This window comes from Zhongshania sp. (assembly GCF_041584495.1).
Lineage (GTDB): Bacteria > Pseudomonadota > Gammaproteobacteria > Pseudomonadales > Spongiibacteraceae > Spongiibacter.
The window spans coordinates 1-23,872 of record NZ_JBFHDY010000054.1; the positions used below are offsets into that span (position 1 = coordinate 1).

Sequence of the window (23,872 nt, forward strand, 5' to 3'; positions counted from 1 at the left end):
AAAAAACCGCTTTTCAGCGGTTTTTCAAAACTTTGGTGGAGCTAGGCGGGATCGAACCGCCGACCTCTTGCATGCCATGCAAGCGCTCTCCCAGCTGAGCTATAGCCCCAAAGCAGAGGATGCGCATATTAATGATCACCCCAAGCCTTGTCAACAAGTGGATGAAAAATCTCGTTAAATTCTTTGCGCCACCCACTCAGACACAAAGGAAAAACCTTGTTATGCGCGCGCCGCGCAAGCCTGCTGATAACGTTTTTCTAGCTTTTTCAGACGCTTTTTGCCCACGCCGCCCAACACCTCTACCGCGTGGCGCAAACGCGCCCGACTCATATCTGGGCCGAGCACTTCCATGGAGTCAACTACCGAAATAGACGACGTGGTGCCCGCAATGGCAATAAACAGCGGCGGCATAAAATCTTTTAACTTTATACCCAAACCGTCTGCGAGAGATTTAATTTCGGCAAAAATAGCATCGCGACGCCAATCGTTGAGGGCCTCCAAGCGCCATGCTACGCACTGCAACAAAGTGAGCAGCTCCTCTGCCTCTAAACTCGAGGCGGCAAAACTCGCTGGCGTTAGTGGCAACATACCGGACAAGAAAAACCCAGCCAAGGGCGCCAAATCACTAAACACCTCAATGCGAGACTGCACATGGGGAATCACTTTCATCAGGGTATCGCGATTCAATGCCCAGGCTTGCAAGCGATCAGCGAGCTGCTCTGGACTGCAGTCTTCGCGCAGCCAAAGACCATTGAGCCAGCGCAGCTTCTCCACATCGAAAATCGGCCCGCCCAGACTCACTCTCGCAATATCAAAGTTGGCAATCATCGTTTCTAGGCTAAATTTTTCGCTCTCATCTGGCATAGACCAGCCCATACGGCCCAAGTAATTCAGCATTGCCTCGGGCAAAAAGCCCATGCGCTTATAATAATTAATACTCGTTGGGTTTTTCCGCTTACTGAGTTTGCTCTTGTCCGGGTTGCGCAGCAGCGGCAAATGACACAGCACTGGCATTTCCCAACCAAAATACTGATACAGCAATTTGTGCTTGGGCGCCGAGTTTATCCACTCTTCGCCACGAAGCACATGAGTGATCGCCATTAAATGATCGTCAACCACATTGGCGAGGTGGTAGGTTGGCAAACCGTCAGACTTCAGTAGTATTTGAGCGTCGACCTGCCCCCACTCCAGTTCAATTTTACCTCGCAGCAGGTCATCGATCTCGCAGTGGCCGTCATCTTCTGGCACAAACATACGAATGACGTAAGGCTCACCCGCGGCCGCTCGGCGTGCGTTCTCAGCATCGTCTAATTTTAAATCAGCGTATTTAAGTGCTGTGTGACCGCCCGCCTCGCGACGAGCTTCACGCAGCGCGTCGAGCTCTGCTGGCGTCCGGTAGCAGCGAAAGGCATGGCCTGCGGCAATCAATTGTTCGCAGTGCTCGCGATATATTTCACTGCGCTCACTTTGCCGATACGGCCCGTGAGGCCCGCCCACATCCGGACCTTCATCCCAGTCCAAACCTAACCAGCGCAGCGAATCAAAAATCGCCTGCTCCGACGCCGCTGTCGAGCGCTGCTGATCGGTATCTTCAATGCGTAGCAAAAATTCCCCGCCCTGACTTTTGGCAAAGCAATAATTGAACAAAGCAATATAAGCAGTACCTACATGTGGATCACCGGTGGGCGATGGAGCAATACGAGTGCGAACAGTCATGGAGAGTTTATTACCATTTGAATACAATAGGGTTTTCAGCCGGCCACCAATAATGGCAGCAAGCTCATGTTGAGGTCATTATACGTGTCGACACGGCCAATATTCATCCATCCGCAGAGGTATTTCAGCGCAGATGAGCAAAAAAATTCTCGACCGCCGCTTCTGCGTCGCGCCGATGCTGGATTGGTCAGATCGCCACTGTCGCGTTTTCTGGCGTCAACTTAGCCGCCACGCCGTACTGTATACTGAAATGATCACCACCGGGGCCTTGATTCACGGCGACCACAAGCGTCATTTAGATTACAGCGATATTGAGCACCCTGTCGCGCTCCAGCTCGGCGGCAGCGATCCCCAAGCCCTCGCAATATCGGTGCGCATGGCCGAGCAATGGCATTACGATGAAGTTAACTTAAATTGCGGCTGCCCCTCCGACCGAGTTCAAAACGGATTTTTCGGTGCCTGCTTAATGGCCCAGCCCACATTAGTCGCCGATTGCGTTAAGGCGATGAAGGACGCGGGCGATATCCCGATTACCGTAAAGCACCGCATCGGGATTGACGAACAAGAGGGCTACGGGCCGCTGCAAGATTTTGTTGGCGCCATTGCCGACGCCGGCACTGACGCCATTATCGTTCACGCCCGCAAAGCCTGGCTCCAAGGGCTAAGCCCAAAAGAAAATCGAGAAATACCGCCCTTAAATTACGATTTGGTATACCAACTTAAAAAAGATTTCCCTGACCTGGAAATTATCATCAACGGCGGCATCCAAACCCTTGAAGATGCCCGTTCGCAATTGTCATATGTCGATGGCATTATGATGGGCCGCAGTGCCTACCAAACACCGTATTTATTGGCTGAGGTAGATGAACACTTTTACCAGCAAGCCGCGACAGGCAAAACGCGGCGTGACATTATTCACGACTTTTTGCCCTATATCGAAGCGGAACTGAGCAAGGGCACCCGGCTCAATCATATGACTCGGCATATATTAGGCCTCTTTAATGGCCAGGCAGGCGGCAAGCTATTTCGCCGCCATATCAGTGAACATGCGCACCGTCCAGGCGCCGGCCTCGACGTTCTCCACGACGCCCTGGCCTTTGTAGAGCGCAGCTGGTAGCAAACTAAATAAAGGATTAACAACAATGAGTAATAAACTCGAGCAGTTAAAGGCAATGACCGATGTGGTTGCTGATACCGGTGATATAGAAGCCATCGCCCGCTTTACGCCGCAGGATGCAACAACCAACCCCTCTTTAATTCTAAAGGCTGCAGCGCTACCCCAGTACAGCAAACTAATTAGCGACATCGTCTCAAGCAGCCTTAAAGATCGCAGCAACCCTGAACAGCTACAGCGTGCGGCCACTCAACTCGCGGTAGAAATTGGCGCTGAAATCACCAAACTGGTGCCGGGCAAAGTGTCTACAGAAGTAGACGCCCGCCTGTCCTTTAATACAGCGGCCATGATTAACGAAGGCCGGCGCATCGTTGAGCTTTATCAAGCGAAAGGTATCGATAAACGTCGCCTACTAATAAAGATAGCCTCAACCTGGGAAGGGATTGAAGCGGCGAAGGTACTTGAGCAAGAAGGCATTGAGTGCAACCTAACCCTGCTTTTCAGCCTTATGCAGGCCGCCGCGTGCGCCGAAGCCGGTGCCACCTTAATTTCACCGTTTGTGGGCCGTATTCTCGACTGGCACCTAGCCCACGGCGCCACACCCGCCAACGCCGATGAAGATCCCGGCGTGCAATCGGTTAGCGCGATTTACAGCTATTACAAGCAACACGGTTACCAGACTATTGTCATGGGCGCGAGCTTTCGCAACTGCGGCGAGATTGAAGCATTGGCCGGCTGCGACCGACTCACCATTAGCCCCGCCTTACTGAGCGAGCTAAAAGACGATTCCGGCACACTCCCCCGCCGCCTCACGCCCAATATGGCGTTCACTCCCCACGCTAAACTTGCCACCAACGAAACCGACTTCCGCTGGGCAATGAATGAAGACGCCATGGCCACTGAAAAATTGGCAGAAGGTATTCGCGCCTTTGCGGCAGACCAAGTCAAATTAGAAAGCTTATTGCGGGAGTGGAACTAGCATGTTCGAAAAACTAATGCAGCTGTTCACGATTACTGACGACAGCACTGCCGATGACAAAATGACGCTAGAGCTGGTCACTGCCGCTCTGCTACTTGAAGTCAGCAAAGCTGATTTTCAGGAAGATCCTGCGGAAATTGACAAAATTCGCACTATTTTACTGCAACACTTTTCGGTGAGCCTTGGTGATATCAATGCGTTTATCAATCAGGCTAGGAATACCAGCGCGGACAGCACCTCGCTTTACCCTTTTACCCGCTACATTAATGACAACTGCAATAATATTGAGAAATACCAGCTTGTCTTAGCACTGTGGGATGTTGCACTGGAAGATGGTCGAATAGACAAATACGAAGATCACCTGATCCGTAAAATCGCCGATCTAATTTATTTGCCCCACAGTGAGTTTATCAGGGCTAAATTAAGCGTGATTGGCAAGGAGAGCAACTAAAAACACTGGCCTTCCAGCAGGGAAACTAACTCTCTAAATTTAGCATGGTTGCTCTCACTTAAGCCCATCAACGTCCGATGGGCTTCAAGCACCCGCTCCCGAACACCTTCTTCGCTGGCATCCAGCACCGGCAACTCGCCAAGATCTTCATCATTTAACAGGGGTTCTTCACGAATACGGAACACGCGATCAAAGCCCATGCTCTGTAGCACGCGGGTAATATCGGGATTAGTGGATAAAATCAAAGGCACGAACTGGAATTTCTCCTTTGCTTTAATCGCTAATTTAGCCAGCAGCCCCAAGGTCGTGCTATCGACGTTGATGGCATCAGACAAATCGACGACCACACTGGCAAAGCCCTCGACCGAGAACATCTCGTCAAAGAACTCATCCAACGTGGTACAAAGGGTCAGCCGCACATCGCCAACCAGCTTTATAACAAAGGCCCCGTCCTGCCCCGCTACTAATATTCGACCAGGCTGCATTCGCCTATAACCTACTTACTACTAAAATTGCGATATCGTCCGGAGCCTCATCTATATCGAATAAACCAAAGACCTCGGCGAGCTCGATTGAGGAATTTCGACCCTGCGTTAATAAATCGAGCAGAAGCTGTTCTTTATTTTCCAAGGTGTCGCTGTTCAAGACTTCCAATATACCATCAGAGAATAGGCTCAGCACAGCCCCCGGCGGAAAACTGATCATATGGTCGCTGAATTGGGCATCAATAAACAAGCCAACCGGCATATCATGCTCCGGTAAGAATGTCGCAATGCCATTAACCGCAAGCACAGGAGCAGGCAAATGACCGGCAACCGAATAAGACAATTGATTACATTTTAAATCGAATGCCCCCACACAAAGAGTGACATGCTTGCCAATACCCATTTCAAGTAATTCGCGATTCGCAATCGCCAGCATTTTGGCTGGCGACAGTATGGCGGTCGACCCACGATGCAAAAAATCACTGCGCTTGCGCGCAAATAGGTTCTTCAAGAATACCGTAACAAAGGCTGAGCTCGCGCCATGCCCAGACACATCAGCAACAAAGAAGACGGCGTGATCTTCCCCGACCACAAAATAGTCGACAAAATCACCGCTCAGATAGAGCGACGGCAATATATAATGACAAAATTGATAGTTCGCTATTTGCTTGGGCGTATCTGGCAGCAGCAATTGCTGTACGTGCTTACCGGCTTGCTGATCCTGCTGCAACAGGGTCAAGCTCTCCAATAACTCTCGGTTAGCACTTTCTAATTTATTACGGTACGCCAAATTTTCGCGCTTTAAGGCACCCCGCTCCAACGCTCGATCAAGTACATGCTTTATAACAGCATGTTTTCCAGTCGGTAGCATCAGGTAGTCGCTTGCACCATGGCGCACTGCCGCCAAAACGTCGGCCATACTCTTGCGACGAGAGAGACCGATAAGAGGCAGCTCGCGCGGGTCTGCGGCCATTTTTCCCAGCAGGTCTATACCGCGATCCTCCGGAAAATCGATATCGATCATAACGATATCGATATCTTCTTCGCGGAAACTCGGCATCGCCAAAGCGCAGTCCGCAATAGACACTACGTCCATACCGAGTTGTTCTAGGGAGGCTACGAGCTGAGCTTGAATTGCATCAGTCTGCTGAACCAGCAGTATCCGATGGGGTAAGGAGTTATTCATTCAGCCTTTTTACCCGCAACTGGACAGACACACAAGCAGCAATCGTGTGGAGAAATCACAGCCTTCGGGACGAAGGCTCTATTAAAAGTCAAATGACTCGAAATCTTCGTCGCCAAAGTCATCTTTGAGCTGACCGTCATTTATCAAGAACTCTCTACGCTGTAGATAGGCATCTTTGAAAAAAGTGTATTTATCACCCGACACAAGGCCTTCGGTGCCCAATAAACTCGCCCTAACTTGCAGTAAATCCAATAAGCTCATGCCGTAGCGCGCCGCTTCGGGGTCAACTGCGCCCATCACTGACACATAGGAATCAACGCCTCGACCGGCACCATCGCGGAGGTTGCTCGGCCCTAAAAACGGTAACACCAAATACGGCCCAGGCCCAACGCCCCACACAGCCATTGTTTGGCCAAAATCTTCAGATTCCCGTTTTAAACCAATATAGCTGGCTACATCAAAAAAGCCGATGACCCCAACGGTAGTATTAATGACAAAACGACCACCATCCTCCAGCGCGTCACTGGCTTTACCCTGCAACAAATCATTGGCCATATTTTTAATTTCGCCAATATTATTAAAGAAATTGGCGATGCCTTGATCAACAATTGCAGGCGTAACCTGCCGATAACCTCGGGCAACTGGCTGCACCAAGTATTCATCGGCCGTATTATTAAAAGCAAATACCCCGCGATTGAAACCTTCCCAAGGGTCTCGGGGGTCGCCGTCACTCTCTGCGTTCACCCCGGCCACCCCGAGTACTAATAACAACATCAGCAAAGTACTGGCTTTTCGTTGCATTGGCATCATCTACCCAAATCACTCTTTACGTCTAAAACCGCCCAACACTATACCTAATAGCTCAGAAATAGGCACCAATTGGATAACGACCACTAACTACCAGCAAAATATCCAGCTCCCGCATCTGGGCTAGAATCTCACTACCAAAGCCGACCACTGAGGCGTACTCAACGTGCAACTCATGCGCAATTTCAGTGAGAATTTCAGCACCATTTAATTCTGGTCGTTCAACGATAATACTCAGTAACCTGGCCGTTACCTGATTGATTTCAAGAAATTGCACTTCGTCCCGGCGGTTTCGGTACACCACGATAAATGTCGCTTCAGCGCTCGGCGCTGTAGGCTGAAAATCACCACTAATGTGCTGAACCGGAAACCGGTAAGCCAAAGACCAGGCAAGTGGCGACACAGCCCAACGAGCTTTAAGTACATCCCCCACCGCCACGGCTGGGGGTAATTCTTGTTCGGCAATGTCTAAGGCCAGCTCCACCCATTCGTAATGGGCCAACTCTCTCAAGAACACGGGATCAGCTTGTGAGTCTCGCTCCTCACTAAGATAAGTTAGAAACTCTTCCGCAATCTGCAAAAAGTAAGGACTTTGGCAGCAGTGACGACACATAAAATCTCGCACCAAGCTATACCATGCTTCGTCGCAATATAAACTCCGGCACACTGGGAATCCGTTACTGAGAAAGCCCTCAATATTATTAAAGAACAGATCTCGATAAATCGCCATCCGCCGAGCTTCTATACCCTCTGGGCCTGAACACTTATCAGGGTCGCGTACGAAGCGCGTCATACTCGCTTGGATTTGCTGAAATGCCATCATTACTCCGCGCACCCACTGCTAAGGGCGCCGGCAAAATTCACCTTCGCTTGTGCTTGACGAATTTGCTGTACTTCCAGCAGTAAGTCCGCCATCGCAGGGAAGTTAAAATCCCGCTCTAATAACGTCGGCAGCGGCCCACAGAGTCGATAGGCCTCATCAAGCAAGGCCCACACCGGCTCAATAACATCAGCCCCATGGGTGTCCACCCGCAAGTCTTCAGCCTCATCAAAATGCCCGGCAATATGAATATAACGCGCTCTCGCCAGGGGTAAGGACCGCATAAACTGATAAGGATCGTAATTGTGATTTACGCTATTCACAAAAACATTATTCACATCGAGCAGCAAATCACAGTCGGCCTCTGCCAGTACCGCGTTGATAAATTCGCTTTCAGACATTGCCTGGCCTGGCGCCACATAATACGAGGCATTTTCCAATAAAATTCGCTGCCCTAACACATCCTGAACTTGCCGAACCCGCGCCGCCACATGGTGTACCGCCTCTTCCGTAAAGGGAATTGGCAATAAATCATAAAGCTGACCTTCATCACCACAATAGGTCAGGTGCTCTGAATACAAAGGGCAGTCAAAATCCTGCATAAATTGTTTAATATCGCTTAATAAGCGGGTATCGAGTGGCGCGAAGCCACCAATATTTAAAGACAAACCATGTAAGTAAATTGGGTAGCGCGCTGCTAACTCCCGAAATGAGCGGCCGAAGCGGCCGCCAATATGCAGCCAGTTTTCAGGGGCGACCTCAAGAAAATCCAGCTCCTTGCCCGCCAGAGATTTTAGCTCCGGCATTAAGCCGCGCCGCAAACCCAAGCCCGCAAGTGCACTGGTTTGTTTACTCATGAGACTCGCCCATTGACACTCACCGCCTGTTGGATACGACGCCCCTAATTAGCCATGTGTCCGGCGCCACACTTACCTTCACCTCATTTTCCCCCGGTGGCTGCCTTGCTTTTATCGGCACCGCATTTGGCTTATCCACACTTGCCCTCATGCGCAGCTTTGGCTTTTTCAGCGCCACACTTACCGTCTCCGCATTTACCTTCATGCCCTGCTTTGGCGCCATCAACCCCACATTTTGCTTCGCCACATTTGCCTTCATGCGCCGCTTTGACTTTGTCGGCACCACACTGCGCTTCAGTACCGGCCTTATCAGCGCCACATTTAGCTTCTGCTTTGGCGGCCTTATCGGCATTGCCCATTGCCAATTTATAGCCAGACGCCATCGTTTTCGCCGCGAAGGGATTTTCACCCGCCATCGCCGGGTGCACTGCGGAAACCAAAAGCGCTGCGCCAAATGCAGCTGCCAGTGGATTTTTGATAACGGCTTTGTGGGTCATTGTTATTCTCCCTATCGGATCAGCAAGTAATTATTACGCCTACAACGACATGAGCATAGCAGTTTTAGCCAACACCACTCATACGCAGCTTTAGTCGAATTCGATCTAGTAAAATACAGACGCGCTCAATTCAATAATGTTACATCTTGCACTAAGGCTTTCCAGAGAACCTTTAAACGCTTCTCCGAAACCGGCGTTCGGGTGCCCATATTCTGAGCGAACAGCGAAATACGCAGCTCCTCCAGCTGCCAACGATAATCCATGACCAGCGGGTGACGACGATGCTTGTCTGGCAGCTTCTTAACAAATTCTGAAAATTGCTGCTGCAGCGGCTCAAGCACCAAGGTCGACTGCCGATCTCGTTGATAGGCGCCGTCCAGTTTACTAATCCGCTGCAAAATTGCCTGTAAATAACGCGGGTATTGCGCAAGTTCATCGCGACTGAGGTCGGTGATAAAACCATCAAAAAACAAGGCGTCTAACTGACGATTGATGTCATTGATACTGTGGATCCAGCTAAGGGAGTTCAGCTTTTTAAGGCTACGACGAATATCCGCGTAATTGGCCAGTATTTTATTTAACAACTCAGCGCAGGCCTCGGCATCGGCAACAAAGCCCGCGCGGCCCTGCGCCCAAACCTGTTCAAATTCCACCTGAGTGTGGGGCAAGGTCTCCTCGCTCAAAGCAAAGCAATTTCGGCTTGCAGCGAGCAGACAATCTTCCAACCAACGCTTTTTTTGCTCACCCACCGCAGACAATTGCAATTGAACCGTGTTGCTGCGAAACAAGCTCGCCCGCAAGCTCTTGCACTGCTGAGCCAAGCGCAATAAGAGTAGGCGCTGAACGCCGCGCAAATTTGCCTGCCGAGCGTCAGTTTCGGTCTCGGCAAGACTTAGTTCAACACTCTCGCCCTGATCCCGCAAACAGGGATAGGCGACCAAGGTTGCGCCGCCCTGCTTAAATTCGTAACGAGACGCCAAGCGATCAAAATCCCAACTAGTGAGAACCTTGGTTTCAAAGCCACTACCACGCTCTTCGGCAATACCCTGCTGCACCTGCACCGCGAGCTCGGCGCACAGCGCCCGCAAATCGCGGCTTTGGGCCAGCAATTTACCGGCGTTGTCCAGTACCCGAATATTCATGCGGTAAAAATTATCGATGTTATTGCGCGACCACTCGGCCACGTCGATTTGCAGGCCGCTGATTTTGCGCAGCGCGTCCGCCAAGCTGGGCAATAGACCCACGTCATTGACCGCGAGCATTGGCAAGGCCTTGTCGACAAAGTCCGGCACCGGTACCAATTGTTTACGCTGGGCTTTTGGCAGATTTTTGAGCAGCGCAATGCACTTGTCTCGCAACAAGCCAGGTACTAGCCACTCCAAACGTCCCTCGGGTAGCTTTGGCAGATTCGCCAGCGGCACAGACACGCTAACCCCATCGGCAGGATGATTCGGTTCAAAATGATAGCTCAGCGCCAGTATCATGCCAGCGCAGTGCAAGGTATCCGGGAACTGCGCCTCAGTGACATCGCTGCCCGCATGACGCATTAATTCGCCACGGCTCAAAAACAATGTGCGCGGTGGCGCCGTGGCTTTCAACCAATTCTCAAGCTGCGCTGCGGTAATGATACCGTCTGGAATACGTTCGTCGTAGTAACGGAATAACTCATCGTCGGATATAAGAATATCTCGCCGCCGAGCTTTATCCTCTAGCTCACCAATCTCCGCAATCAGCTTGCGGTTGTGACGAAAGAATTCCGCTTTACCCTGATAGCGCCCCTCCACCAAGGCTTGGCGAATCAGAATTTCGCGGCTTTCTACCGGCGAGATAGGACCATAGTGCACCCGCTTTTTATCGCGAATCAGCAAGCCGTAAAGCATGGTCTGTTCGAAAGCCATCACTCGACCACTGCGACTATGCCAATGGGGTTCGTAATAGCTGCGTTTTAACAGCTCGTCGTTAATGCCAAACACCCACTCGGGATCAATTTTAGCCACACAGCGCGCATAGAGCTGGGTGGTTTCGGCTAGCTCGGCAGCCACAATCCATTTTGGCGCTTTCTTAAATAACGAGGAGCCTGGGAAGATCCGCAATTTACGGTTGCGCGCACCGAGATACTCCCGCTCTTCATCTTTACAGGCGATCTGGCCCAAAAAGCCCGGCAACAAGGCCCGGTGAATACTATCAAAATCAGCGGGCTCGCGATTGACCGGCAGCTTTAGTTGCCGACACATCAGGGTGACTTGGTGGTGGACCTCGCGCCACTCCCGCATCCGCGTCCACGACAAAAACTCGCGCTGACAGAGTTTGCGCCACTGGCTGGCCGACAATGCTTGGCGCTGCTCCTCGGCGTAGTCCCACAGGCCGACAAAAGCCATAAAATCGGAATCTGGCTGCCAAAAGCGACGGTGCTTTTCATCGGCAGCTTGCTGCTTATCCGCGGGACGGTCGCGAGGGTCTTGAATACTTAGCGCGCTGGCAATAATCAGCATTTCCCGCAAACAGCCGCCATCGGCGGCGGCCAGCAGCAAACGGCCAATACGTGGGTCAACTGGGAAGCGGCCCAGCTGTTGCCCTAATTTATTCAGTTTACCGTCACGCACCGCGCCTAATTCGGCCAACAGCGCAAAGCCGTCATTCACAAATTTATTGTCCGGCGCGTCCACAAAGGGAAAGGCGCTGATATCCCCTAGTTTGAGCTGGAGCATTTGCAGTATAACGGCGGCGAGATTAGTGCGCTGAATCTCGGGTTCGGTATACACCGGCCGACTTAAATAATCTGCTTCGCTATACAGACGATAGGCAATACCCGCAGCCACCCGTCCACAGCGACCGGCGCGCTGATTGGCGCTGGCTTGCGATATCGCTTCAATCGGCAAGCGCTGTACTTTGCTACGCACGCTATAGCGACTAATACGCGCGGTACCGCCGTCGATTACATAGCGGATTCCCGGCACCGTCAGCGAGGTTTCGGCGACGTTCGTCGCTAATACCACCCGCCAGCCCCGCCGCCCGCGCAAGTCAAAAATCCGTTGTTGCTCGGCGGTGCTCAGGCGTGAGTACAGCGGCAGGACCTCTGCCCCCGGCAAATCGGCCTTGCGCAAATGGCGGGTCACATCACGAATGTCCCGCTCGCCACTGAGAAACACCAAGGTGTCGCCGCTGCGCTGGGCACCCTCAGCGATTAATTCGCGCAATACCCCTTCTACCGCCTCGCCAATATCATTGTCGGCACTCAGCTCTTCCTGGGGACGGTAACGGTACTCAACGGGAAAGCTCCGCCCCGACACTTCAATAACCGGTGCGTTATTGAAGTGTTCAGAAAACCGCGCCACATCAATGGTGGCAGAGGTGATGATCAGTTTTAAATCTGGCCGCTTGGGCAGCAGGGTTTTTAAATAGCCCAGCAAAAAATCGATATTCAGACTGCGCTCATGGGCCTCATCAATAATGATGGTGTCGTATTCACTTAAAAAACGGTCGCGCTGAATAGCCGCCAGCAAAATACCGTCAGTCATTAATTTGATATAGCTATTGGGCGAGCTAACTTCTTGAAAGCGTATTTGGAAGGCCACGCCCTCACCCAGGGTGGTATCAAGCTCCTCGGCCAAACGCTGGGCAACGGCCCGCGCAGCCAAACGCCGGGGCTGAGTATGGGCGATTAAACCGGTAACCCCACGGCCCATAGCCAAACAAATTTTGGGGATTTGCGTGGTTTTACCCGAGCCTGTCTCCCCCGCCACCACCACGACCTGGTGAGCGGCGATGGCCGCGCGAATATCGTCGACCCGCTGGCTAACCGGCAAATCTGGCGGATACGCCACCGTCGGCAAATTAGCACGCCGCTGCAGAACTCGCGCCTGGGAGACCGTAAACCGCTCAACCAGTGCTGCCAGCTTTTGACTAATGTCTGTGCCCGCCGCCGCTTGCTGCTGCAATTGGCGACAGGCGCGACCAAGCGCGAAGCGGTCCGCTTGCAAACAGCTCTCTAGCTGCGCCATTAACGACTGCGGGTCCACTGCGACAACAGCGGCAGAGCTTATTTCTGATCGAGTTTCAGACATACATTCCAATAAAAACAAAAAAGGCGCCATTTGGCGCCTTTTTACGATTACATAACAGCTAAACGATTATTTGTTAGCCTTGGCGAGCTTGGCAAGCTCCTCGTCGCGAAGTGAGCGACGCAATACCTTACCCACATTGGTCTTAGGCAGTTCGTCACGCACTTCAATATACCGAGGCATTTTATAGCCGGTGAGGCGTTCACGCAAAAATGCTTTTAGCTCAGTCACATCAATATCGCCTTTTTTAGCCGCGACAAAGATTTTAACCGCCTCCCCCGACTTCTCGTCAGGCACACCAATTGCCGCACATTCAGCAATATTCGGGTGTCCGCTTAAGACGTCTTCAATTTCATTGGGGTAAACATTAAAGCCAGAGACGATAATCATGTCTTTCATGCGATCGACAATGCGCATATAGCCATCTTCTAGCACAACAGCGACGTCACCCGTGTGCAGCCAGCCATCGATAATGGTCTTTTCGGTCTCGTCGGGACGCTGCCAATAACCCATCATTACCTGTGGGCCACGCACGCACAATTCACCACGCTCACCAACGCCCTTATCGACACCGTCAACAACTATACGGATATCGGTGCCTGGCAGGGCAACACCTATCGTACCGATTTGATTATTACCGCCCGGATTAATAGATACGACCGGCGAGGTTTCGGTTAGACCATAGCCTTCGTAAACCTCGGCGCCAGTGACTTCCATCCATTCTTTCGCTGCGCCTGCGGTTAGCGCCATACCACCAGACATGGTGGCTTTCACCGAGGAAAAGTCTAAAGCTCTAAATTCGTCGTTATTGCACAGCTGCACAAACAGGGTGTTAATCCCACTCATCCCGCTCCAGCGATAGCGCTTCATTTCTTTAATGACACTGCTAAGGTCACGGGGGTTAGCAATTAACACGCCGTGATTGCCCTGCAACATGACGCAGAACGACAGCATAAAGGAGTAAATATGGTATAGCGGCAGCGGCGACAGGAAGGTTTCTTCGCCTTCTTTAAGACCAAAGCTTTCAAACAGATTCTTACTCTGCAGAATATTAGCCATTAGATTGCGGTGACTAATCATGGCGCCTTTCGACACACCCGTTGTACCACCGGTGTACTGCAGCAATGCAACTTCTTCAGCACCGGGGTTTGCTTGGGTAAATTGCCCGCTCTTGCCCTTGGCTAAAACACTGCGATATTTAATCGCATTTTTAAATTTAAACTTGGGCACCATCTTTTTAAGGTGTTTAACGACATTGTTGATGAGTAGCCGTTTTACCGTTGGGTGCAAGTCGCCTATTTCAGTCACAATCACAAACTCGACTGGGGTTTCGTCGACAACCGCTGCCGCTGCTTCGGCAACATTGGCAAGGACGACCAGTGCTTTGGCGCCAGAGTCATTCAGCTGGTGCTTTAGCTCACGCTGACTATAAAGTGGGTTGGTATTCACCACGATCAAGCCTGCGCGAATAGCGCCAAAGAGCGCTACCGGGTATTGCAAAATATTGGGCATTTGCAGGGCAATTCGGTCGCCCACACGCAAATTGGTGTTTTTTTGTAAATATGTCGCAAACTGCGCAGAGAGCTTATCAAGTTCGTTGTAAGTGATGGTTTCACCCATACACGACATGGCAGGCAAATCACCAAACTTACTGACGCAGTAATTAAACATCGCCCCCAAATTCGCATACTGCGTCAAATCCACATCGTCAGGCATGCCCACTTTCGCGCGTGCTGCTTTAATAACTGCTGCAATACTTTCCATTTCTGCTGACAAAGTCGCCCCCTAATATAGTGCTTGTTGTTATTGGCGCCGCACCCAAAAAATTCAGGCAAGCCGACCACTGATATTCAGCTAGGCAAGCTATCGACATTTGTATTCACTGTCAACACTAGCTATTTGCTGTTTTGACCTCTGCGGCCCGATATTGGTCAGGATCGATAAACATCAACTGTAATACCAATGCCCCCGGCCGCCGCAAATCCGCCCCCAGTACCAGTGCATTCAAGACCCCATCAATATGGGTCAGCGCAGGAATATTAAAGAGTAGTTGACTACCCTCGTCGTCGCTCATTACCAAGGGCTCAGTTTTTGAATTAACAACCTTGGCTAGCTCTGCAGTTAAAAAGAGCAGATGCTCTTTAAACGCACTGAAATTCAAATTACCTCGGAACTCTTGGGGCAATAATTGCAATTTTATGCGCATTGCCGATTTATCTGGCATTGCCATATCGGACAAAATTAACTCTCGGCCCGCCTCCAGCTCACGGAAATAGCGCTTGGCTTCGGTACGCCCCGCATCGAGTAGGCCTGTTTTAAAAAGCGTTGCCGCTATAGCCAGCACACTCGGTGCATCCATTTTTACTTTCATTAATTATCGGTCCGTATTGTTAAATTTATTTGAGTTCAGGCCACAAGCTTACTTTCTGAACTTTAAGATCTCCACATCTGCCAAGCGGTGGCAGGCCGCTTCAGTGTCCACTTCTGTCGGTCGCAACCACGGCGGATTCGCACCGCATGCTGGTTCGGCCATTGGGCAACGCGGCGCAAACCGGCAGCCACTGTCCGTGGCCAATGGTGCCTTGTGGCCCGCCGCTTTGCCAGTATTGACAGCGACAACCTTCCGCGCCTTAATATTGCCATCTAAATGCGCCGCCAATAGTCGCGCGGTATAGGGGTGTCTAGGCCCCGCAAACAAGGCTGGGGTTAGCCCCAGCTCCACAATCTCACCTAGGTACATTACCGCTGTGCGCGTGGCCAAAAATCGCACCACCGCCAAGTCGTGGGCTATAAATAACATAGCGGTACTGTGCTCAGTTTGCAGCTCTTGCAATAAATTAATAATTTGCGCCTGTACTGACACGTCCAATGCGGAGACCGGTTCGTCGCAGATCACCAGTTTTGGCTCGGCAATAAATGCCCTCGCTATGCCAATGCGCTGGCGCTGTCCTCCGGAGAGCTCATGGGGGTAACGCTCACCAGCAGATTGGGGTAAACCAACCCGCTCTAGCCAATAACAAGCCTTATCACGCGCCACGGCGCCCGTCACTCCTTGGCTCCACAGGGGTTCCTGCAGGCTGGCGAGAATTGTCATTCGCGGGTTCAAGCTGGCGTAGCTGTCTTGAAATACCATTTGAACCTGGGTGGACATCGCTTTAAATTGGCGACGACTATAATGACGTGGCATAGTTTGCCCACCAATAATCAAGCCCCCCGCCGAACGCGGCTGTAAACCGGCAATAATTCGCCCCAAGGTCGATTTTCCGGAGCCGCTCTCTCCCACTAGACCCAAAACCTCACCGGCCTGAATGTCGAGGTTAACGCCGTCGACTGCCGCTAATAAGCCTTCACTGCTAGCAAAGTGACAGCGCAACTCCCGCAGCTGAACAATTGCCCCACTCATTGCTCGTTCTCCCGCCAGCGCGCCGGGTGTTCTGGGTGCCACAACCAACACCGAGCCTGATGTGCCGCGGTGGATTCACAGGGAAAATTCGGCGGCAACTGATCGCAAATCGCCATGCGCTCACAGCAGCGCGCCGCAAAACTGCAACCCTTAGGGGGGTGGCGTAAGTCCGGCGGGGTTCCGGCAATTGCCTCTAGACGATGCGGGTTTTCCATATTCGGTACCGCACGCTTTAGGGCCTGGGTGTAGGGGTGGGCCTCGCGGCTAAACACACCCTGCAACGGGCCGGTTTCAACAGTTTGACCGGCGTACATCACCGACACAGAATCGGCAATTTCAGCGACCACACCTAGATCGTGGGTAATAAATAACATCGCAGTGCCGCTGGATTCTCGCAATTCCCGCAAAATACTCAGCACCTCCGCCTGCACGGTAACATCGAGGGCGGTTGTTGGCTCGTCGGCAATCAATAACTGCGGCTCACAGACCACGGCCATCGCGATCATGGCGCGCTGTAACATGCCCCCAGAAAACTCAAAGGGGTATTGCGCAGCGCGCTGGGCGGGGTTGGCAATGGCCAGACGCTCCAAGAGCGCAATGGCCCGCATACGCGCCTCACGCTTCGACAAACCCTTGTGAATGCGCAGGGGTTCGGCAATTTGACTGCCTATGGTCTGAGTGGGATCGAGGGCGGTCATGGGGTTTTGGAAGATCATCGCAATCTCATTACCCCGTATCCGACGCCATTCGCGTTCGCTCAACTGACGCATATCGCGACCGGCAAAGTTCCAGCGCGCAGCATTGGTCTGCGCTGCAGGCGGCATTAAATTCAATAGACTCATGGCCGTTACGGATTTACCACAGCCCGACTCCCCCACCAATGCTCGGCACTCGCCCTGCACCAAGCTCAGGGATACATCGCGCACTGCTTGCACCGGCCCGATACTCACCTGCAAATTGTCCAGCTCGAGTAATTTCATGCCTTTGCCACCCCCGCCCGTCGATCGGTGGCATCTCGCAAGGCGTCGCCGAGCAAATTAAAAGCCAACACCGATACACTGATAAACAGCGCGGGCAGCAGCAATTGCCGAGGGTGGGACAATAAGGTTTTTATGCCGTCATTACACAACGCGCCCCACGACGTGGTCGGCGGCGACACGCCCATACCAATAAACGATAAGAAGGCCTCGGTAAAAATCGCCTGGGGAATAGCAAAGCTAAACGCAACCAAAATCATCGGCAGCACATTGGGTAGCATATGCCTAAGGATGACTCGACTGGTGCTGACCCCAGCGAGCTTGGCCGCCTCAACAAAGGCTTGACCGCGCAACGCCAGCACCTGACCGCGAATGAGCCTAGCGCTCCCCGGCCAGCTCAGCATTAACATGGCAACAATCAAGGGCATGATGCCGTTTTCGCCCGGGCCAATGCCAAAGGCAACGCGAAATAAAATCATAAACAGCAAAAATGGCAGCGCGACGACAAAATCGACAAAGCGCATGGCAGCTTGATCGACCCAGCCCCCGGCCAAGCCCGCAATTGCACCAAATATGCAACCAAAACTGATGTACAACAACGGTGCGACGACCCCAACAAACAGCGAGGTGCGGCCACCCGCCATCAATCTGGCCAAAATATCGCGGCCCAATGCGTCTGTGCCTAATGGGTGTCCGGGTATTTCAAGCCATTTGGCATGCCGCCTCGACTTGCCCACCGGCACCAAACCTTGCAGTTGCGCTTCAAACAACGATATTGCCGCTTCGGGGCGAACCTCACGCGCCAGCAGTAGCAAGCCGCTATCCGCATCGGCAATGGTATAACGGTAAATTTGGTAGCTCAGCTGCAATTGATCCTGATAGTAGGACTTATCCGTTTCCGCAATCGCCAAACCCAAACCCGCCTTGTGGGCAGAGGCGCGGTACACTCGGTAACGCTTAACTCCCTCTATCTGCGGCCATTGCAGGCGGACAAACTCGGTATTGGCATCATGCACTACCAAGCTCTGCACCGGTTCGCTCACAGGCGGCTGCCAGGGGCCGTTATCGCGGATTAAACGCACCGAATGCGGGGCGCTGGGGCCTGCCGATATTTGCGAGAGCCACTGCTGCGAGGGATCTTGACGCCACACCAGTGGCCCAATGCTCACAAACAATAATAGGGCGATCACTACCAATGAAGATAACACCACCGCGGGGGTGGCCATCTTCGGCAGCGGGACCGGTGCGATGTGTTCAAGGTCCTCACTCGCCCAAGTGCGCCGCGCAAAGCGGAATACCGACATCGCCATTAGCGACCACCCCCGCCATGGAGCCGAATACGCGGGTCAATTAGGCCATAACTGATATCCACCAAGACCACCACCAAGACTAAGAACGCGCCGTAAAAGACCGTCGTGCCCATGATCACGGTGTAGTCCAATTGCTGAACCGCTTGCACAAAGTAGCGGCCCAGACCGGGAATCGCAAAAATTAACTCCACCACAAAACCGCCCGTAGTCACCCCGGCAATCGTCGGCCCCAACTCAGTGACCACCGGCAATACCGCATTGCGCAATTGATGATGCCAAAACAAGCGCAAACCATGGACACCCTTGGCCTTGGCTGCGGTATTAAAATCTGCGCTCAAAACCTCCAGCATCGAGGCGCGCATAATGCGGCTCAAATACGCCATGGTGCCCAAGCCCAAGACCAGCGCCGGCACCCAAATATGATTGACACTTCCCCAGCCAGCCACGGGCAGCAAGGTTTTGCCTGCGGCATTATTCATGGCCACAATAATTAACTGCGCCAAGCCAGCGATGACAAACCCCGGCACGGAAATCGCGGCAATAACCCCGATCATCACCAAACGATCTGGCCAACGATTCCGGTAATAGGCAGCCACGGTGCCCGCCGCCACCCCGCCGACCAAGGCAATCAACACCGCGGCAAGTCCCAAAATTGCGGAAATGGGGAAATGCTTACTAATAATGTCGTTAACTTTGCGATTTTCTTGGGTAAAAGAAATACCAAAATCACCCCGCAGCATATTGCCCAAAAACAATTGGTACTGCTCACTCAAGGGTTTATCTAAACCGTAGCGCGCCTCTAACTGCGCTCTCACTGTAGGTGACATGGCCTTTTCTTGGGTCAAAGGATCACCCGGCACCGCGTGCATGGCAAAAAAGGTTGCCGTTGCAATAAACCAAATGGTTATCGCACCGGACAAAAGTCGCTTAGCAATAAATTTCAGCATGGTTTAGCGCTCGATCCATGCATAGCGAAACAAAGGATCTCCGCCGAAAATATTGCGGCGCACGCCGCGCAACCGCGGGTTCTGCACATACAGTGCGCCGTTTTCATAGGTGGGTAGTATGGGCACGTCGTCAACCACAATGCGTTGGATCTGGGCCATGGCATTAAAACGCGTACGGGGGTCATTGCTGTGCTGGGCGACGCGAATCCAGCGGTCGTAGAGCGCGTTATTATAGCGGCCACGGTTATTGTCGTTCCACGAGGCAAACAAATCGGCAAAGGTCATAATGTCGTCATAGTCTGGCCCCCAGGCCGCCGAGACTAAATCGAAGTCGCCGCGCCGCATTTTTTCTAGGCGCTGCTTAAAGACCTGCTGATCAATACGCAGCTCTATACCCAAGCCATTTTTAAATAAATATTGATAGTACTCGGCCTCTTGCAAGGCGCGCGGACTGTCGCCTGCCAACAACATTAACGGCGGTATTTCACTTATTCCCAATTCAGCTTTGGCTTTGCGAATATAGGCCCGCGCCGCGGCAATATCAGGATCAACCCGCAATACCGGGTACTCTTCGCGAAAGCTGCGTTTTAAACCTTTAACGGTAACCGGAAACAATGAATACGCGGGCTGAATACCCGGCAGGCCAATAATTTTATTCACCAACACAGCGGGGTCAATCAAACGTTGAACCGCTTTACGAAAGGCCCTATTGGCCGTTATCCGACCCTCACGGAAATTAAACTCCAAAAAATAAAGCGAACCGGTGTGAAAATACTCAATATCAAAACCCCGTTTTACCGCCTCGCTTAATAGCCCGGTATCCAGCGGGGCCATGGCAATTTGCTGATCGCGAAATAAATTAAACTGGGAGCTTGGGTCGGCAGTAATATACGGCATATCAATTTCGTTAATCCGCACCGACGCCGAATGCCAATACTGGGGATTTTTACGCAGTTGCAAATGAGCGCCATGTACCCACTTGGTTAATAGATACGGCCCATTTACCGTAAGTTTATCCTCGTCGGCGGCATAGCGCCCACCCCACTGCGCCAACACATCCTCACGTAGCGGTAAAAACGTCATGAACGCCGTCAAGCTCAGGAAGTAAGGACAGGGGCTGCCAAATTCTACTTTTAGCTCAGTATCTGAAATAGCACGCACACCGAGTTCACTTGGAGCGAGCTTGCCCTCATTCACCGCCTCAGCGTTTTTAATTGGATAAAAAATAAACGCGTATTGTGACGCCGTTTTCGGATTTAAAGCATGCCGCCAGGCAAACACAAAGTCGTGCGCGGTCACCGGCTTGCCGTCACTCCAGCGGGCGTCCTCTCGCAACCAAAAGTGCGCGCCATCGGCGTCTAATTGCCAGCGCAGCGCCACACCGGGCGCAAGTTCACCGTCGGGGCCATAGACGAGAAGGCCTTCCATTAAGTGCGCCAGGATAAAACTCGCAATTGTGTCGGTAGCCACCGCACTATTGAGGGTTGGCGGCTCAGTGGCGAGCGCCAAAGTGACCTTAGCCTTGTCTGCATCCACGGCTTGGGTCCACCCCTGACCAGCCACAAGCAGCAAAACACACACCGCAAGGCTGTTACACCACCGTTTCCAAATCAACAAAATTTATACACCAAGGTTTTGCTCATATTCACTGTTACAATACTTTCCCTGCTAGTGCTGACATCCACTTTATAATGGCCACCAAACAAAACAATCCTTACTCGATACCCAGCGCAAAACCAGTTTGGGGCGATAATGGCCCAGCTTCCAGCGAAATGCATGGTCCCCAGGAAGGCGAGCTTGATAAATGCCGCCATGTATTTTTGTCCCACAATAGACTCGCCGAACGTTGGTCTGCTCTGGACAGAGAAACTGCAGGAAGATTCACTATTATTGAAACAGGTTTCGGCACCGGCCTGAACTTTCTACTGGCGTGGCAATTATGGCAGCAAACGGCGCCCCCAAACTGGCAACTTCACTACGTTTCAATAGAGGAGCGCCCCTGCTCCGCAGAGCAATTACGCCGCGTCCACGCGAGCTGGCCAGAACTCGCATCTCTGGCCGCTATACTACAGCACAATTATCCACCGCTGTTACTGGGCCATCACCGTAGATTGTTGAATAGTGCACAAGTTTGCTTGGATTTGCTGTTTGGCAATGCGCACGACTGCCTTCCCGCCTTGCTTGACGCGCCGAGTTCGGCCGCTAACGATAAACTTAACAGTGTAGCGTATGCCGATGCGTGGTTTTTAAATGACGCGCCCCTCGCCAATAATGAAGCCAAGCCGCAAGAGACGCTGTTTGCCAGTATGGCCGCCTTAAGCAAGCCGGGCAGTAGTTTTGCCGCCGCCGCTGATTTTTGGGAGCCAGGCTTGCGCGCCCAGGGCTTTAGCCTAGAAAAAATCAAGGCGTATGACGCCACGCAGCAAATCCTATGGGGCCACCTGCCTCATGACATCGCCAGCAGCACCCCGCAACCCACTCCGGTTAATGTGCCCTGGCATTTACCTGCACCTAAACAGCAGGCTAAACATATTGTAGTGATTGGCGCCGGTCTTGCCGGTTGCAGCACCGCCAACGCGCTGGCGCAGCGCGGCTATCGGGTAACGGTTATTGAACGCCATACACCCGCTAGCGGCGCTTCGGGAAACCCCCAAGGTATTTTGTATACCAAGCTGTCTGCCGCCCCTGGCGACCTAAATCAATTTAACCTCGGCAGTTTTCTGTTTGCCCTCAATCATTACCGAAGCCTATTGAGCCAGGGGCGCATAGACGGTGAACTCTGTGGCGTTCTGCAGCTAGTAAAGTCTGAGCGCGAAATAAAGCAATTTAACAAACTCAAAGTGCTGCTAAATAATCAAGATTGGCTGCAATTTCTCAGCGACGACGAGCTCTACGCCAAATCTGGGGTCTCCCTTAGCGGCCAGGCATTTTATTACCCCGACGCTGGTTGGTTGTCGCCGCCGAGCGTTTGCCATGCCATGCTCAACCATCCCAATATTACACTGCTTAACAATACTGCAGCCTTAGCGCTGACTCACCACGAGGGCGTATGGCAACTTTTAGATGGTCAGCAGCACTGTATTCAGCAAGCTGACACTGTCGTTATTGCCAATAGCAATGACGCTAGCCATTTTGCCCAAACCAGCTCCCTGCCCCTGAAAAGTATTCGTGGGCAACTGAGTTATTTGCCTGCCGAGGCACTAAACCAGTCCCCAACATGCGTGATTTGCCATGAAGGGTATTTAGCACCAGCGATGAATGAACAGTTTTGTATCGGTGCGAGCTTTGATCTTCACAATAAAGACTGTGCGCTAATGCCTGCCGATCACGACTGGAACCTCAAGCAACTTAGCCATCTCGCCGCCGGTTTGCTCAAACCCGACGCAGTGGCAATTGGTGGCCGCGCGGCGTTGCGCTGCGCGAGCACGGACTATATGCCAATCGTTGGCGCAGTGCCGCGCATTGAAGAATTCAAAACAAACTACCAGGGCTTAACAAAGGACGCGCGCCGCAAAATTCCTATCGCTGCGGCCAATCACCCCAATTTATACATTAATGTCGCCCACGGCTCCCGTGGCCTAACGTCCACCCCACTCTGCGCCGAATTACTGGCAAGTTATATTGCCGGTGAAGTTCGCCCACTGCCCAGACGGCTGTGCGAAGCGCTCTCCCCCGCACGCTTTATTATTCGCAAGCTGATTCGCTCCCAGCTAGTTTAAATCGCGGCAAGAGCCGACGCGCTAGCGAAAGACCGCACAGTCTGTATGATAGACACACTAACTTGACGATGATGTCGCCATGCGCAATTCCACTCGACTAGCAAACTGCTTACTTTCTCAATCCACCGCATACCTATTTTGCCTGTTGAGCGCGCTATGTGGCTCGGATAACGCCCTTGCGGCCAAACGTATCGACTACACCTTGATCAACAGCTACCCCCACCAGCCCGCTTTATTCACCCAAGGCCTCGAGCTTTACCAAGGCAGGCTCTATGAAAGCAGCGGCTTATACGGCCACTCAAAAATTGTGTCACGCGCCTTCCCACCCAAGCCTGAAGACAGCATTACCGGCACGGTGCTGCCAAGCAACCTCTTCGCAGAAGGCCTAAGCCTATACCGGGGCAAGCTGTTTATTCTTACCTGGCGTGCGGGCAAAGGCTTAGTAGTGGACCCGCACCACTTTACATTACTGGGTGTTTTCAACTATGAGGGCCAAGGCTGGGGCTTGTGCGCCAGTATTCATCAGGAGCGTGGTGATTTTCT

The 23,872-nt window shown here is 52.3% G+C and carries 20 protein-coding genes and 1 tRNA gene; 5 read left to right on the forward strand and 16 right to left on the reverse strand.

Annotated elements, in window-relative coordinates; all coding sequences use genetic code 11:
• Nucleotides 1-33 precede the first annotated feature (33 nt).
• Both ABYP33_RS10370 and gltX read right to left on the reverse strand, forming a co-directional pair.
• Nucleotides 34-109 (reverse strand) — tRNA-Ala (locus tag ABYP33_RS10370).
• A 110-nt stretch (nt 110-219) separates the two neighbouring features.
• Entirely contained in the window at nt 220-1,716 is a 1,497-nt protein-coding gene (gene gltX / locus ABYP33_RS10375; RefSeq protein WP_373090802.1) for a glutamate--tRNA ligase, read from the reverse strand.
• 133 nt (nt 1,717-1,849) lie between these two features.
• On the opposite strand from gltX, the gene dusA reads away from it, so the two are divergent.
• From dusA to ABYP33_RS10390, 3 genes are read left to right on the forward strand one after another with little or no spacing between them, the layout of a single operon-like run.
• Nucleotides 1,850-2,833: a tRNA dihydrouridine(20/20a) synthase DusA gene (gene dusA / locus ABYP33_RS10380; RefSeq protein WP_373090803.1), complete on the forward strand. Its 984-nt coding sequence runs from the start codon at nt 1,850-1,852 to the stop codon at nt 2,831-2,833.
• Nucleotides 2,834-2,858: 25 nt separating this feature from the next.
• Nucleotides 2,859-3,809: a transaldolase gene (tal, locus tag ABYP33_RS10385; protein ID WP_373090804.1), complete on the forward strand. Its 951-nt coding sequence runs from the start codon at nt 2,859-2,861 to the stop codon at nt 3,807-3,809.
• Between the two features lies 1 nt (nt 3,810).
• On the forward strand, nt 3,811-4,260 hold the full coding sequence (locus ABYP33_RS10390; RefSeq protein WP_373090805.1) for a TerB family tellurite resistance protein: 450 nt from the start codon (nt 3,811-3,813) through the stop codon (nt 4,258-4,260).
• On the opposite strand, the gene ABYP33_RS10395 is transcribed toward ABYP33_RS10390, so the two are convergent.
• The 14 genes from ABYP33_RS10395 to ABYP33_RS10460 form a co-directional block, all read right to left on the reverse strand.
• Nucleotides 4,257-4,745, reverse strand: a complete 489-nt coding sequence (locus ABYP33_RS10395; RefSeq protein ID WP_373090807.1) for an STAS domain-containing protein — start codon at nt 4,743-4,745, stop codon at nt 4,257-4,259. The two genes, ABYP33_RS10390 and ABYP33_RS10395, sit on opposite strands and share 4 nt — an antisense overlap.
• 4 nt (nt 4,746-4,749) lie before the next feature.
• A complete protein-coding gene (locus tag ABYP33_RS10400) occupies nt 4,750-5,931 on the reverse strand; it encodes a PP2C family protein-serine/threonine phosphatase (protein ID WP_373090808.1) in 1,182 nt (393 codons plus the stop codon).
• Nucleotides 5,932-6,012: 81 nt separating this feature from the next.
• Nucleotides 6,013-6,732, reverse strand: a complete 720-nt coding sequence (locus ABYP33_RS10405) for a VacJ family lipoprotein (protein WP_373090809.1) — start codon at nt 6,730-6,732, stop codon at nt 6,013-6,015.
• Between the two features lie 61 nt (nt 6,733-6,793).
• Nucleotides 6,794-7,561 (reverse strand): DUF2063 domain-containing protein, encoded by a 768-nt coding sequence (locus tag ABYP33_RS10410; RefSeq protein WP_373090810.1) that lies wholly within the window; start codon nt 7,559-7,561, stop codon nt 6,794-6,796.
• The gene (locus ABYP33_RS10415) at nt 7,561-8,415 is read right to left on the reverse strand and encodes a DUF692 domain-containing protein (protein WP_373090811.1); all 855 of its coding nucleotides are present in this window, start codon (nt 8,413-8,415) and stop codon (nt 7,561-7,563) included. Before ABYP33_RS10415 ends, ABYP33_RS10410 begins: the two co-directional genes overlap by 1 nt.
• Nucleotides 8,416-8,546: 131 nt before the next feature.
• The gene (locus tag ABYP33_RS10420) at nt 8,547-8,912 is read right to left on the reverse strand and encodes a hypothetical protein (protein ID WP_373090812.1); all 366 of its coding nucleotides are present in this window, start codon (nt 8,910-8,912) and stop codon (nt 8,547-8,549) included.
• Nucleotides 8,913-9,037: 125 nt separating this feature from the next.
• Nucleotides 9,038-12,976 carry an ATP-dependent RNA helicase HrpA gene (hrpA, locus tag ABYP33_RS10425; protein WP_373090814.1) on the reverse strand — a complete coding sequence of 1,313 codons (3,939 nt, stop codon included), beginning with the start codon at nt 12,974-12,976 and terminating at the stop codon, nt 9,038-9,040.
• A 66-nt stretch (nt 12,977-13,042) separates the two neighbouring features.
• Nucleotides 13,043-14,737, reverse strand: a complete 1,695-nt coding sequence (locus ABYP33_RS10430) for an AMP-binding protein (protein WP_373090824.1) — start codon at nt 14,735-14,737, stop codon at nt 13,043-13,045.
• Nucleotides 14,738-14,864: 127 nt separating this feature from the next.
• Nucleotides 14,865-15,344 (reverse strand): hypothetical protein, encoded by a 480-nt coding sequence (locus tag ABYP33_RS10435; protein WP_373090815.1) that lies wholly within the window; start codon nt 15,342-15,344, stop codon nt 14,865-14,867.
• 48 nt (nt 15,345-15,392) lie between these two features.
• A complete protein-coding gene (locus ABYP33_RS10440; protein ID WP_373090816.1) occupies nt 15,393-16,376 on the reverse strand; it encodes an oligopeptide/dipeptide ABC transporter ATP-binding protein in 984 nt (327 codons plus the stop codon).
• Nucleotides 16,373-17,356: an ABC transporter ATP-binding protein gene (locus ABYP33_RS10445; RefSeq protein ID WP_373090818.1), complete on the reverse strand. Its 984-nt coding sequence runs from the start codon at nt 17,354-17,356 to the stop codon at nt 16,373-16,375. The genes ABYP33_RS10440 and ABYP33_RS10445 overlap by 4 nt, the downstream gene beginning before the upstream one ends.
• A complete protein-coding gene (locus ABYP33_RS10450; protein ID WP_373090819.1) occupies nt 17,353-18,663 on the reverse strand; it encodes an ABC transporter permease subunit in 1,311 nt (436 codons plus the stop codon). Before ABYP33_RS10450 ends, ABYP33_RS10445 begins: the two co-directional genes overlap by 4 nt.
• Nucleotides 18,663-19,610 (reverse strand): ABC transporter permease, encoded by a 948-nt coding sequence (locus ABYP33_RS10455; protein WP_373090820.1) that lies wholly within the window; start codon nt 19,608-19,610, stop codon nt 18,663-18,665. Before ABYP33_RS10455 ends, ABYP33_RS10450 begins: the two co-directional genes overlap by 1 nt.
• Before the next feature lie 3 nt (nt 19,611-19,613).
• A complete protein-coding gene (locus ABYP33_RS10460) occupies nt 19,614-21,227 on the reverse strand; it encodes a peptide ABC transporter substrate-binding protein (protein ID WP_373090821.1) in 1,614 nt (537 codons plus the stop codon).
• 74 nt (nt 21,228-21,301) lie between these two features.
• Between ABYP33_RS10460 and mnmC the strand changes: the two genes are divergently transcribed.
• Nucleotides 21,302-23,329, forward strand: a complete 2,028-nt coding sequence (mnmC, locus tag ABYP33_RS10465) for a bifunctional tRNA (5-methylaminomethyl-2-thiouridine)(34)-methyltransferase MnmD/FAD-dependent 5-carboxymethylaminomethyl-2-thiouridine(34) oxidoreductase MnmC (protein ID WP_373090822.1) — start codon at nt 21,302-21,304, stop codon at nt 23,327-23,329.
• A 79-nt stretch (nt 23,330-23,408) separates the two neighbouring features.
• Nucleotides 23,409-23,872 (forward strand): glutaminyl-peptide cyclotransferase (locus ABYP33_RS10470; protein ID WP_373090823.1); only part of this gene is annotated, 464 nt, incomplete at its 3' end.

Coding starts and splice junctions, on each gene's coding strand:
- ABYP33_RS10455 (WP_373090820.1), bottom strand. CDS start 19,610: ATGCTGAAATTTATTGCTAAGCGACTTTTGTCCGGTGCGATAACCATT.
- ABYP33_RS10395 (WP_373090807.1), bottom strand. CDS start 4,745: ATGCAGCCTGGTCGAATATTAGTAGCGGGGCAGGACGGGGCCTTTGTT.
- ABYP33_RS10445 (WP_373090818.1), bottom strand. CDS start 17,356: ATGAAATTACTCGAGCTGGACAATTTGCAGGTGAGTATCGGGCCGGTG.
- ABYP33_RS10435 (WP_373090815.1), bottom strand. CDS start 15,344: ATGAAAGTAAAAATGGATGCACCGAGTGTGCTGGCTATAGCGGCAACG.
- gltX (WP_373090802.1), bottom strand. CDS start 1,716: ATGACTGTTCGCACTCGTATTGCTCCATCGCCCACCGGTGATCCACAT.
- mnmC (WP_373090822.1), top strand. CDS start 21,302: ATGGCCACCAAACAAAACAATCCTTACTCGATACCCAGCGCAAAACCA.
- ABYP33_RS10430 (WP_373090824.1), bottom strand. CDS start 14,737: ATGGAAAGTATTGCAGCAGTTATTAAAGCAGCACGCGCGAAAGTGGGC.
- ABYP33_RS10440 (WP_373090816.1), bottom strand. CDS start 16,376: ATGAGTGGGGCAATTGTTCAGCTGCGGGAGTTGCGCTGTCACTTTGCT.
- hrpA (WP_373090814.1), bottom strand. CDS start 12,976: ATGTCTGAAACTCGATCAGAAATAAGCTCTGCCGCTGTTGTCGCAGTG.
- dusA (WP_373090803.1), top strand. CDS start 1,850: ATGAGCAAAAAAATTCTCGACCGCCGCTTCTGCGTCGCGCCGATGCTG.
- ABYP33_RS10390 (WP_373090805.1), top strand. CDS start 3,811: ATGTTCGAAAAACTAATGCAGCTGTTCACGATTACTGACGACAGCACT.
- ABYP33_RS10400 (WP_373090808.1), bottom strand. CDS start 5,931: ATGAATAACTCCTTACCCCATCGGATACTGCTGGTTCAGCAGACTGAT.
- ABYP33_RS10415 (WP_373090811.1), bottom strand. CDS start 8,415: ATGAGTAAACAAACCAGTGCACTTGCGGGCTTGGGTTTGCGGCGCGGC.
- ABYP33_RS10420 (WP_373090812.1), bottom strand. CDS start 8,912: ATGACCCACAAAGCCGTTATCAAAAATCCACTGGCAGCTGCATTTGGC.
- ABYP33_RS10450 (WP_373090819.1), bottom strand. CDS start 18,663: ATGGCGATGTCGGTATTCCGCTTTGCGCGGCGCACTTGGGCGAGTGAG.
- ABYP33_RS10405 (WP_373090809.1), bottom strand. CDS start 6,732: ATGCAACGAAAAGCCAGTACTTTGCTGATGTTGTTATTAGTACTCGGG.
- ABYP33_RS10410 (WP_373090810.1), bottom strand. CDS start 7,561: ATGATGGCATTTCAGCAAATCCAAGCGAGTATGACGCGCTTCGTACGC.
- tal (WP_373090804.1), top strand. CDS start 2,859: ATGAGTAATAAACTCGAGCAGTTAAAGGCAATGACCGATGTGGTTGCT.